The sequence below is a fragment of the Gammaproteobacteria bacterium CG11_big_fil_rev_8_21_14_0_20_46_22 genome, assembly GCA_002796245.1.
GTDB lineage: Bacteria > Pseudomonadota > Gammaproteobacteria > UBA12402 > UBA12402 > 1-14-0-20-46-22.
Genome location: PCWT01000025.1, coordinates 1 through 12,640, shown reverse-complemented (window position 1 = coordinate 12,640; position 12,640 = coordinate 1). Strand labels below are relative to the sequence as shown.

General features: G+C 47.8%; 8 protein-coding genes, 1 tRNA gene and 1 pseudogene. All 10 read right to left on the bottom strand.

The window, feature by feature from the left end:
* Positions 1-444: 444 nt before the first annotated feature.
* Complete coding sequence (gene rpoC, locus COV52_03150) at positions 445-4,683, bottom strand: DNA-directed RNA polymerase subunit beta' (protein ID PIR11597.1); 4,239 nt, start codon at positions 4,681-4,683, stop codon at positions 445-447.
* A 22-nt stretch (positions 4,684-4,705) separates the two neighbouring features.
* Positions 4,706-8,818 carry a DNA-directed RNA polymerase subunit beta gene (rpoB, locus tag COV52_03145; protein PIR11596.1) on the bottom strand — a complete coding sequence of 1,371 codons (4,113 nt, stop codon included), beginning with the start codon at positions 8,816-8,818 and terminating at the stop codon, positions 4,706-4,708.
* Positions 8,819-8,989: 171 nt separating this feature from the next.
* Positions 8,990-9,367, bottom strand: a complete 378-nt coding sequence (locus COV52_03140) for a 50S ribosomal protein L7/L12 (protein ID PIR11595.1) — start codon at positions 9,365-9,367, stop codon at positions 8,990-8,992.
* A 25-nt stretch (positions 9,368-9,392) separates the two neighbouring features.
* Positions 9,393-9,917, bottom strand: a complete 525-nt coding sequence (locus tag COV52_03135) for a 50S ribosomal protein L10 (GenBank protein PIR11594.1) — start codon at positions 9,915-9,917, stop codon at positions 9,393-9,395.
* Between the two features lie 175 nt (positions 9,918-10,092).
* A complete protein-coding gene (locus tag COV52_03130; GenBank protein ID PIR11593.1) occupies positions 10,093-10,788 on the bottom strand; it encodes a 50S ribosomal protein L1 in 696 nt (231 codons plus the stop codon).
* The gene (gene rplK / locus COV52_03125; GenBank protein ID PIR11592.1) at positions 10,781-11,221 is read right to left on the bottom strand and encodes a 50S ribosomal protein L11; all 441 of its coding nucleotides are present in this window, start codon (positions 11,219-11,221) and stop codon (positions 10,781-10,783) included. Before rplK ends, COV52_03130 begins: the two co-directional genes overlap by 8 nt.
* Before the next feature lie 206 nt (positions 11,222-11,427).
* Positions 11,428-11,973, bottom strand: a complete 546-nt coding sequence (locus COV52_03120) for a transcription termination/antitermination protein NusG (GenBank protein ID PIR11591.1) — start codon at positions 11,971-11,973, stop codon at positions 11,428-11,430.
* A 14-nt stretch (positions 11,974-11,987) separates the two neighbouring features.
* A complete protein-coding gene (gene secE / locus COV52_03115) occupies positions 11,988-12,350 on the bottom strand; it encodes a preprotein translocase subunit SecE (GenBank protein PIR11590.1) in 363 nt (120 codons plus the stop codon).
* A 20-nt stretch (positions 12,351-12,370) separates the two neighbouring features.
* Positions 12,371-12,446: transfer RNA gene (locus COV52_03110), tRNA-Trp, on the bottom strand.
* A gap of 97 nt (positions 12,447-12,543) precedes the next feature.
* A pseudogene (locus COV52_03105) lies at positions 12,544-12,639 on the bottom strand (elongation factor Tu).
* Position 12,640: the final 1 nt, after the last annotated feature.

Genomic DNA, 12,640 nt, shown 5'->3' with positions numbered 1-12,640 from the left:
CATTGCACGATCGCCTATGCCCTCAGAACTTCCAGAAATCCTTGAATTGTTGGAACTGAAAATCCAGCACTAAATCTGGAAGTCAGGAAAGATTGCCACACTCGCTTCACTTTCTCGCATGACAGCAACCCCCCGTCGTTGCGAAGGCGAAGCCTGTGGCAACCTCTGAACGCTATTGTCATCACGAGGGCGTAAGCCCGTGGTGATCTCTCTGCTACAAGGAAAAGATTGCCACACTCGTTTCACTCGTTCGCAATGACAGTTTTATATTCTGGATCCCGCGATCAAGTCGCGGGACGACGACCGTCGTTGCGAAGGCGAAGCCTGTGGCAACCTCTCGGCGACAAGGAAACAGATTGCCACACTCACTACGTTCACTCGCAATGACACAGACATAAAAAAAGGGACCCAAGGGTCCCTTTTGCTTTATAACGCTGATTCGCATTACTCGTCTGAGTTTGTAGGCTCGTCCGATGCGCGCTCACCACTGCCCAAGTTGCCTTCCGACAACGCTTTAGACAAAGCGGCTTCCACATCTTCCGCCGTGACTTCACGTGTCACATCAATCACTTCTTTTTTGCGTGACAAATGATACGCGTAGCCCGTACCGGCTGGGATCAAACGACCCACGGTGACGTTTTCTTTCAAGCCACGCAGATGATCGCGCTTACCGCACACCGCTGCTTCCGTAAGCACACGCGTGGTTTCTTGGAACGAAGCCGCTGACAAGAATGAATCGGTCGACAAAGAGGCTTTCGTGATACCTAGAAGTACCGGAATACCTTTGGCCAATTGCTTTTCTTGCGACTTCAAGCGATCTTTTTCTTCCAAGAAGCGAGTCAACTCAACTTGCTCACCTTGGATAAAGGTAGAATCACCCGCATCCAAAATAAACATTTTACGCAACATTTGCTTTAAGACGACCTCAATATGCTTATCGTTGATCTTCACACCTTGCAGGCGGTAAACATCTTGGACTTCGTTCACAATGTAGTGAGCCAAGTCGCTGATGCCTTTCAAGCGCAAGATATCGTGCGGGCTTAATGGGCCGTCAGCGATGATTTCACCACGCTCCACGCGCTCACCTTCAAACACGTTAAGCTGGCGCCATTTCGGCAATAAAGCTTCAAACACGTCGCCATTTTCTTGCGTGATTTGTAAACGGCGTTTGCCCTTGGTTTCTTTACCAAAACCAATGACACCGCTTTCTTCAGCCAAGATCGCACATTCTTTCGGCGTGCGGGCTTCGAAAAGATCGGCCACACGCGGTAGACCACCGGTGATATCGCGCGTTTTTCCGCTTTCCTGGGGAATACGGGCGATCACGTCACCGATACCGATTTGCGATTTATCATCCAAGTTCACAATCGCGCCAACTGGCAAGAAGTACATCACCGGCTGTTTTGTGCCCGGCACCATGATATCTCTGCCTTTGGCATCAATGACTTTAACGATCGGTTTCAATTCTTTGGATGAACTGCGTTGCGAGGCGTCAGTGATCACGATGCTCGTCAAACCGGTGATTTCATCGGTTTGTTTGTTCATCGTGATGCCTTCGACCATGTCGACGAACTTCAACTGGCCTTCAACTTCAGACACGATCGGATGCGTATGCGGATCCCACTGCGCCACAATTTGACCGCCCGCGACCGCATCGCCGTCAGACACCGTTAATGTCGCACCGTAAGGCAACTTATAACGCTCGCGCTCGCGGCCGTTTTCATCCAATATCGCAACTTCACCTGAACGTGATACCACCACGAAGTGACCTTTAACGTGCTTCACTGTTTTTAGTTTGTGCAATTTCACATGGCCAGAGTTTTTCACTTCAATGCTATTCGCTGCTGTCGCGCGCGATGCCGCACCACCGATGTGGAAGGTACGCATCGTCAACTGAGTACCTGGCTCACCGATCGATTGCGCAGCAATCACACCAATAGCTTCACCTGGGCTAACCAAGTGACCGCGTGCCAAGTCACGACCGTAGCATTTCGCGCACACGCCGTAGCGCGTGTCACAAGTAATCACAGACCGGACTTTCACTTCGTCGATATTGTGATGCTCAAGTGTGTCCACACTCTTCTCATCCAACATCGTGCCTTGTGCGATCAAAATATCGTCGCTACCTGGTACGTAAATATCCAGCGCCGTCACACGACCCAACACACGTTCACGCAAAGGTTCAACCACATCACCGCCTTCAATCAATGGGGTGATGATCAAGCCTTCTTCGGTGCCGCAGTCAAGCGCAGTGACCACCAAGTCTTGTGCCACGTCAACCAAACGACGGGTCAAGTAACCGGAGTTCGCTGTTTTCAACGCCGTATCGGCCAAACCTTTACGCGCACCGTGAGTGGAAATAAAGTACTGCTGTACCGTCAAACCTTCACGGAAGTTGGCTGTAATGGGTGTTTCGATGATCGAACCGTCTGGTTTCGCCATCAAACCCCTCATACCCGCCAACTGACGCATCTGAGCCGCGCTACCACGCGCACCCGAGTCGGCCATCATGTAGATCGAGTTGAATGACTCTTGTGATGTCGTGTTACCTTCGGCATCCACCACATCTTCTTTTTCCAATTTTTCCATCATCGCTTTTGCTACGATGTCATTGGTTTGTGACCAAACGTCGACCACTTTGTTATAACGCTCATGATCGGTTAACAAACCTGAGGCAAATTGGTTTTCAATTTCTTTCACTTCATCTTCCGCGCGTTCAAGAATGCCTTCTTTCTCTTGCGGAATAATCATGTCATCGATACCGATAGACACGCCTGCCACCGTTGCATAACGGAAACCGGTGTACATCAATTTATCAGCAAAGATACACGTGGTTTTTAGCCCCATGATACGGTAGCAATCGTCGATCAATTTCGAGACTGACTTTTTCGTCAAGACACGGTTGATCGAATCAAAGGACATACCTTCTGGCAAAATAGACGACAATAATGCACGGCCGACCGTGGTTTCAATCAAGCGCGTTTCATGGTGCACATCGCCTTGCTCATCCAAACGTGTGTCGCGTAAACGCACACGAACTTTCGCGTGAATATCCACAAAGCCTTCAGCGTAAGCATGCTCAACCTCAGCCAAACTTGAGAACGCCATGTTCTCACCTTGGACGTTGATTTTTTCACGCGTCATGTAGTACAAGCCCAAGATCACGTCTTGTGATGGCACAATGATCGGCTGACCATTGGCTGGCGACAGTACGTTATTCGTCGACATCATCAAAGTACGCGCCTCAAGCTGCGCCTCGATGGTCAACGGTATGTGAACGGCCATTTGGTCACCGTCAAAGTCGGCGTTATACGCAGTACAGACCAATGGGTGAAGCTGGATGGCTTTACCTTCGATCAATACTGGTTCAAACGCTTGAATACCCAAGCGGTGAAGGGTTGGTGCGCGGTTAAGCAACACTGGATGTTCACGAATGACGTCTGCCAAAATATCCCAGACTTCTGGCGCTTCGGCTTCGACCATTTTCTTAGCGGCTTTAATCGTGCTCGCTAGATCACGGAATTGAAGTTTGTTGTAGATGAATGGCTTGAACAATTCCAAAGCCATACGCTTTGGCAAACCACATTGGTGCAAACGCAAAGTTGGACCGACCACGATCACTGAACGACCGGAGTAGTCTACACGCTTACCCAACAAGTTTTGACGGAAACGGCCTTGCTTACCTTTGATGATATCAGCCAAAGATTTCAATGGACGTTTGTTGGTGCCTGTAATGGCGCGACCACGACGGCCGTTATCCAACAGCGCGTCCACCGCTTCTTGCAACATACGTTTTTCGTTACGCACGATGATGTCTGGTGCGCTCAATTCTAACAAACGTTGCAAACGGTTATTACGGTTAATCACACGACGGTAAAGATCATTCAGATCTGACGTCGCAAAACGACCCCCTTCCAAGGGTACCAATGGGCGCAAATCTGGTGGCAACACAGGCAACACCGTCATGATCATCCACTCTGGCTTATTGCCAGACTCGATGAATGACTCAACCAGTTTCAATCGTTTTGTGAGCTTTTTAAGTTTCGCTTCTGAATTTGTGTTGGACATATCATCACGCAAGGTTTGTACCGCTTCGTGAAGGTCGATGTCTTTCAGCAATTCTTGTACAGCTTCCGCACCCATGCGCGCATCAAACTCGTCGCCGTATTCTTCAACCGCATCCAAGAACTGCTCGTCAGACAACAACTGCCCGCGCTCAAGTTCTGTCATACCGGCATCAATGACAACGTAAGATTCGAAATACAAAATACGCTCAATATCGCGCAAGGTCATATCCAACAACAAGCCGATACGTGACGGTAATGATTTCAAGAACCAGATGTGTGCAACAGGGCTCGCCAACTGAATATGACCCATGCGTTCACGACGCACTTTCGCCATTGTGACTTCCACACCACATTTTTCGCAGACCACACCGCGGTGCTTCAAGCGCTTGTATTTACCACACAAGCATTCGTAATCTTTGATCGGGCCAAAGATACGCGCACAGAACAAACCGTCGCGCTCAGGCTTGAACGTACGGTAGTTGATCGTTTCTGGCTTTTTGACTTCACCAAAAGACCATGACTCGATGTCCTGAGGTGAGGCCAAACTCAAGCGGATAGCATCAAAGTCATCTAGCCTGTGATCACGCTTATTTATGAGATTGAAAAATTCTTTAATCTTCAAGGGAAAGCCTCCTCAGCTACTCATTATTTTCCAATTCCACGTTCATACCTAATGAACGCAGCTCTTTGGTTAATACGTTAAACGACTCTGGCATACCAGGCTCCATCGCTTGGTCACCGTCGGCAATGTTTTTATACATGCGTGTACGGCCTACAACGTCATCCGATTTCACGGTTAACATTTCCTGAAGCGTGTAGGCTGCACCATAGGCTTCTAGCGCCCAGACCTCCATCTCACCAAAACGCTGACCACCGAATTGTGCTTTACCGCCCAATGGTTGCTGCGTGACAAGACTGTAAGAACCGGTTGAACGCGCATGCATCTTATCATCGACCAAGTGGTTCAATTTCAACATGTACATATAACCCACGGTCACAGGACGCTTGAACTGCTCACCGGTACGGCCATCAAACAAAATAGTTTGACCACTCTCTGGTAAATCAGCCAATTTCAACATCGCTTTGATTTCATCTTCTGACGCACCATCGAACACCGGCGTTGCCATCGGCACACCCGCACGAAGGTTTTTCGCCATCGTCACGATTTGATCATCCGACATCGCTTTTAAGTCTTCTTTATGCTTGGCATCTTTGTTGTAGACCTCTTCCATAAAGCCGCGAACTTTAGCCACAGAGGCTTTTTGATCGAGCATATCACCGATCTTAATGCCTAAGCCTTTCGCCGCCCAACCTAAGTGAGTTTCCAAGACCTGGCCGATATTCATACGAGACGGTACACCCAATGGGTTCAACACGATATCCACCGGCGTGCCATCTTCAGAGTACGGCATATCTTCAACCGGCACGATCATCGAGATCACACCCTTGTTACCGTGACGACCGGCCATCTTATCACCCGGTTGAATACGGCGTTTAACGGCCAAGTAGACTTTCACAATTTTCAAGACGCCTGGCGCCAAATCATCACCTTCAGTGATTTTACGACGCTGCTCTTTCAAGCGCTCATCCAACTGCTCTAAGTATTCATTCAATGTTGCGAAAACGCTCTCCAATTCTTCATTGGCTTTGTCATCACGCAAACGAATTTCAGCCCACTTCTCACTTGGCGTTTCGCTCAAGTAAGCTTTCGTAACTTTTTCACCCTTCTTCAAGCCTTTTGGACCACCTTCGGCCACTTTGCCGACAAGTAAATTTTCCAAACGACTGAAGATGTTCGCTTCCATGATTTTGCGTTCATCGTTCAAGTTTTTACGCACTTTTTCAAGCTGCGCTTCTTCAATCGCCAATGCTCGCTCGTCTTTTTGGATGCCATCACGCGTGAAGACTTGAACGTCGATCACGGTACCTTGAATACCGGATGAAACACGCAATGACGTGTCTTTGACGTCAGAGGCTTTTTCACCAAAGATCGCGCGCAATAGTTTTTCTTCAGGCGTTAACTGCGTTTCACCTTTCGGTGTCACTTTACCGACCAAGATATCGCCAGCAACCACTTCAGCACCGATGTGAACAATACCGCTCTCGTCCAGCTTGGCGAGCGCAGAATCGCCCACATTGGGAATATCCGCTGAAATTTCTTCAGCGCCCAAACGTGTATCGCGCGCCACACAGGTCAACTCTTCGATATGAATCGTGGTGTAACGGTCTTCCTGAACAACACGCTCAGAAATCAGGATGGAATCCTCAAAGTTGTAACCGTTCCAAGGCATAAACGCCACCAGCAAGTTTTGCCCTAAAGCCAGCTCGCCTAAGTCAGTTGACGAACCGTCAGCCAAGATATCACCGCTAGCCACTGCATCGCCAGGTGATACCAATGGACGCTGATTCAAATAGGTTGAATGGTTTGAACGGCGGTATTTGGTGAGATTATAAATATCGACACCCGCTTCACCAGCCGCAATTTCATTGTCGTTAACACGGATCACGATACGTGAGGCGTCAACTTTCTCAATGATACCGCCACGCTTCGCCACCACTGTCACACCAGAGTCTTTCGCGATCAAACGCTCAATACCAGTACCAACGAGTGGTTTTTCCGCTTTTAACACAGGCACCGCTTGGCGCTGCATGTTCGAACCCATCAAAGCACGGTTAGCGTCATCGTGTTCCAAGAATGGGATCAAGGCAGCAGCAACCGATACAATTTGGCGCGGAGACACGTCCATGTATTGGACTTTATCCGGTGTCGTGAACGAGAATTCACCACGCATACGCGCAGGCACCAAGTCATCGGTCAATTTACCCGACTTGTCCATGTTCACGCTCGATTGCGCGATCACGAATTCGTTCTCTTCGATGGCTGATAAATAATTAATTTCTTCAGTCGCTTTGCCATTGACCACTTTACGGTACGGGCTTTCGATAAAGCCGTAGTGGTTAACGCGGGCATACAAGGCCAAAGAGTTGATCAAACCAATGTTTGGACCCTCTGGTGTTTCAATCGGACAGACACGACCATAGTGAGTGATATGAACGTCACGCACCTCAAAGCCTGCACGTTCACGTGTCAAACCGCCGGGGCCTAAAGCCGATACACGGCGTTTATGGGTAATTTCAGACAATGGATTCACTTGATCCATGAACTGTGACAATTGGCTAGAACCAAAGAACTCTTTCACCGCAGCCGAGATAGGCTTCGCGTTGATCAAGTCTTGTGGCATCAAGTCTTCCGCCTCAGCAATCGCCAAGCGTTCTTTTACCGCTTTCTCAACGCGAACAAGGCCAGCGCGGAATTGGTTTTCGACCATTTCACCCACGCTTCGAACACGACGGTTACCCAAGTGATCAATATCATCGACACCACCTTTACCGTCACGAATGCGAATCAATTCATCAATCACCGCCAAGATATCTTCGCGCGTTAAAACCATCGGACCCTCGTCCACACCGTAGCCTAAACGACGGTTGAACTTCATGCGGCCTACGCGTGATAAATCGTAACGATCTTCATTGAAGAACAAGTTTTGGAATAAGGCTTCAGCAGCTTCTTTTGTTGGCGGCTCGCCTGGACGCATCATGCGATATATTTCAACCAAGGCTTCCAAACGTGTGCTCGTTGGATCCACTTTCAAGGTGTTAGAAATGTACGCGCCGTGATCCAACTCGTTGATGTACAACGTTGAAAATGCTTTTACACCCGCTTTGTGCATCGCAATTAAAAGCTCGCGAGTGATTTCAGTGTTGGCTTCAGCAATCACTTCGCCTGTGTCAGTGTCGATGGCAGGCTCTGCCAGCATTTTACCGATCAAGAATTCTTCGCTGATTTCAACGGCTTTAAGTTTGGCTTTCTCGATTTCTTTAATGTGACGAACCGTGATGCGACGACCTTCTTCAACGATTAGATCGCCCGATTTATCAATCACCGAAAACGGCGCGACCATACCGCGCAAACGATCGGCTTTAAGTGCTAAAGTGTATTTCTTACCATCGTGCGTAAACTCATCACGCTCGAAAAAGTGATCCAAGATTTCCTGCGTGCTGTAATCGAGTGCGCGCAGAATAATGCTGACAGGCAATTTACGGCGGCGATCGATACGCGAGAATAAACCGTCTTTCACATCAAATTCAAAATCCAACCACGAACCACGGTAAGGAATGATGCGCGCAGAATATAAAATTTTACCTGAGGAGTGTGACTTACCACGATCATGATCAAAGAATACACCTGGTGAACGGTGCAACTGAGACACGATCACCCGCTCAGTGCCGTTGATCACGAAGCTACCGTACTCGGTCATCAAAGGCAAATCGCCCATGTACACTTCTTGCTCTTTAATGTCTTTGATTTTCTTTTCATCACCACTGGAATCTTTGTCGTACAAAGCCAAACGCACTTTGACACGCAAAGGTGCGGCATACGTAACACCACGCAAAATACATTCATTCACCTCAAAAGGCGGCTTGCCCAAACGGTGGCTGATGTATTCAAGTGAGGCATTACCCGCATTGCTAAGAATGGGGAACACGGACTCAAACGCGCCAGTCAAACCATCTTCAACGTCTGTACCATGAATAAAGTCATGGTAGGAGTTGGTTTGGACCTCCAACAAGGGTGGCGGATTCATAATCGCTTCATGGCGACCGAATGATTTACGCAAGCGTTTCGTTTGAGTATAAGAATAGGCTGTCATTAACCAGCGCTCCTCTTTAAGGGTTACACGTGTTTGCATCCTGAATGTTCTCTGGCAAGGCGCCAAATTGATTCAGACTACTGTCATCCTGACAATAAATTAAAAAACCTCGGAAAGCTTTTTAATTTATTGGCCCCACTGTCATCCCGGAAATGCGAAGCATTATCCGGGATCCAGTAGGAATCCCCACCTAGGCAGGGACAACGAATATTATTTCAATTCGCCTTCAGCGCCCGCTTCAGTCAACTGTTTCAAGATGTCTTCAGCTTCAGCTTTGCTCACACCTTCTTTAACAGCTTTTGGAGCCGCTTCAACAAGGTCTTTCGCTTCTTTCAAGCCTAGGCCTGTGATTGCACGAATCACTTTAATCACACCAACTTTGTTCGCGCCAAAGCTAGTCATGACCACGTCAAATGAAGATTTTTCTTCAGCAGCAGCTGCCTCACCGGCTGCTGGCGCCATCGCCATAGCCATAGGTGCTGCGGCAGTTACGCCGAATTTGTCTTCCATTTCTTTAACAAGCTCAACGATATCCATCACGCTCATTTCAGAAATCGCATTTAAAATGTCTTCTCTTGATAAACTCATGTTGTTATCTCCACATTAAATTATATTAAGCCGCTTTGCTGTCAGCCACTGCTTTCACAGTGCGCACAAATTTCGCTGTTGGTTCAGCCATGGTACGAACAAATTTCGATACCGGAGCTTTCATAACAGACATCAATTGTGCAATCGCTTCATCACGCGTTGGCAAGCTAGCCACAGCTTTCAATTGAGAAGCTGCAAGTAACTGACCATCGAGTGACAAGGCTGCCACTTCTAGCGCCTCGTGATCTTTACCAAAATCTCGGAATAAACGAGCAGCCGCACCCGGTTCTTCAAATGAAAAACCTAGAACTAACGGCCCTACTAAAGCTTCGTTCATGCATTCAAATTGTGTATCTTTGAACGCACGACGGGCTAATGTATTACGCACAACGCGAAGATAGACGCCAGCGTCTCTTGCTTTAGCGCGTAGCTCGGTCATTTCCGAAACGGTCAAGCCTTGATAATTAGCCGCAACAGCTGCACAGGCTTGCGAGGCTTGCTCGCTTACTTCAGCAACAATTTGCTTCTTATCATCGATTCTAAGTGCCATAACCATGGTCTCCTTAAAAACGGTCGATCACTCAACCTTTCTACTTTGCCATCACTACGTGATGACCCCAAAGTGTGAAACTTTCATTTCACCGTTTGCGCAGGATGGTGTATTAAGCTTTCGCTCCCACGGTCTTTAACAGTCACCTTGTCGGTCACTACCAAAGCAAGTACTACTAGTCTTTCAACGTAGACGGATCAACCGCCACGCCTGGGCCCATCGTACTTGATACTGTTACCTTCTTAACGTAAGTACCCTTACTGCTAGAAGGTTTTAATTTTTTCAACTCAGCCAATACGGATTCAATGTTGGCTTTTAAATTGTCAACATCAAAGTTTACCGCGCCGATACGGCAGTGGATGATCCCTGCTTTATCCGTACGGAAACGTGCCTGACCGGCTTTTGCGTTTAATACTGCTTGCTTCACGTCTTGCGTTACCGTGCCCACTTTCGGGTTTGGCATTAAGCCACGAGGACCCAAAATTTGGCCCAACTGGCCGACATGACGCATAGCATCAGGCGTTGCGATCAAAACATCAAAGTTCATTTCGCCACCTTTAATGGTTTCAGCTAAATCATCAAAACCCACGATATTCGCACCAGCCTCTGTCGCTTCAGCGGCTTTATCGCCTTGAGCAAACACTGCCACACGAACGGTACGGCCTGTGCCATGCGGCAAAGTCACCGCGCCACGCACGACTTGATCAGATTTACGTGGATCAACGCCCAAGTTGACACTCAACTCAACGCCTTCAACGAATTTTACTTTTGAACGATCTTTAACAAGCGATAATGCTTCTTCAACCGGATACAATTTTGCACGATCGATATCAGCGTAGCAGGCTTGCATACGTTTAGATAGTTTAGGCATCTTGTACACCCTCCGAATCAATACCCATACTGCGCGCAGTACCTGCGACAGTGCGGATAGCGGCTTCAAGATCTGCAGCCGTCAAGTCAGGCATCTTCGTTTTTGCAATTTCTTCCAACTGCGCGCGTGTCAATTTGCCGACTTTATGTGTATGCGGTGTCGCACTACCACTCTTAAGACCCAACATTTTCTTAATCAATGCTGACATCGGCGGTGTGCGCGTGATGAATGTAAAGCTGCGATCTTCGAAAACGGTGATCACAACCGGCACAGGCAATGATTTATCCATTTCCTGTGTTCTTGCGTTAAACGCTTTACAAAATTCCATGATATTCACACCGTGCTGACCCAACGCTGGACCAATCGGTGGGCTCGGATTTGCTGCACCTGGCATGACTTGCAGCTTAATATAGCCAGTAATGTTTTTTGCCATGTTTACCTCTACTTTTAGGTTCAAACGCCCTCTGACTCACTAAACCCAAAACAACTTCGATGAGCTATATAAAATTTCCCTCAAAATGCTCATTTACCTAAAAAGTAAACTGCGCTTTTTCGACAAATTTTACTACGCTCCTCTTCGTTGTTTCGCGTTTAGAGAGCCACAGGCTCCCTTAATTTTTGCCGTCATAAAACGACAATTTAAGCCTTCTCGACCTGTGAGAACTCCAGTTCCACAGGCGTTGAACGCCCAAAAATTGTGACAGAAACGCGCAAGCGATTCTTCTCATAATTCACTTCTTCAACCACGCCATTAAAGTCTGCAAATGGGCCATCGTTAACACGAACCATCTCACCTGCCTCAAACAGAACTTTCGGTCTAGGCTTATCCACGCCTTCTTTGACGCGATCTAAAATCTTTTGTGCTTCTTTATCAGTAATGGCCGATGGTTTTTCACCACCGATAAACCCTGTGACGCGTGGCGTGTTTTTCACAAAGTGCCACGTTTCATCATTCATCACCATGCGGACCAACACATAGCTTGGAAAAAATTTACGCTCTGTGTTGCGCTTTTGACCCGACTGCATCGCCACCACTTTTTCAGTGGGTACCATAATTTCTTCGAAGCATTCAGCCAAAGGAGAAATCTTTAACGACTCTGCCAGTGCTTTTTGTACGTATTGCTCGGCACCGGAACGGACCTGAACAACATACCAACGTTTTTTAGGGGCTTGTTCTTCGCTCATTCACCTACTCTCACTTATGTTCCTGTAAACCATGTCAGTAATGACATGAATACCGAGTCAACGGCCCATAAAATCAGGGCTAAAATAATCACCATAACGAAAACGACCAAGGTCATTTGCATGGTTTCTTGGCGATTAGGCCAAACGACGCGGCGCACTTCCATGCGCGCATCTTTAAGGTAACGCCAAATTTCCCGACCACGAAAGGTGCGCGACATAAGCAACAACATGATGATCACCAAGATCACCCATGCCGCTGCCTTTAATGGTGCAGGCTCTGAGGTGTAAAAATAATTTGCCACCAAGCCCAACACCAACAAAGCCAAGACAAAGAGCCATTTGATCAGATCAAATTTGGGTGCTTTTTGTTTTGTCATGTTTAAGCATGCCTATTTCGTGGCAGGCCAGGAGGGAATCGAACCCCCAACCTGCGGTTTTGGAGACCGCCGCTCTGCCAATTGAGCTACTGGCCTACAGTTTTTACCACCTTAAAAAAACCAGGGTAGTAAACAACACAATGCGGAGATGGTTAAAAACCACCTCCGCGATAACTATGATGCGTATTTAAAATTACTCTGTAATTTTAACCACAACACCGGCGCCGACGGTACGACCACCTTCACGAATCGCAAAGCGCAAACCTTCGTCCATCGCAATCGGTGCAATC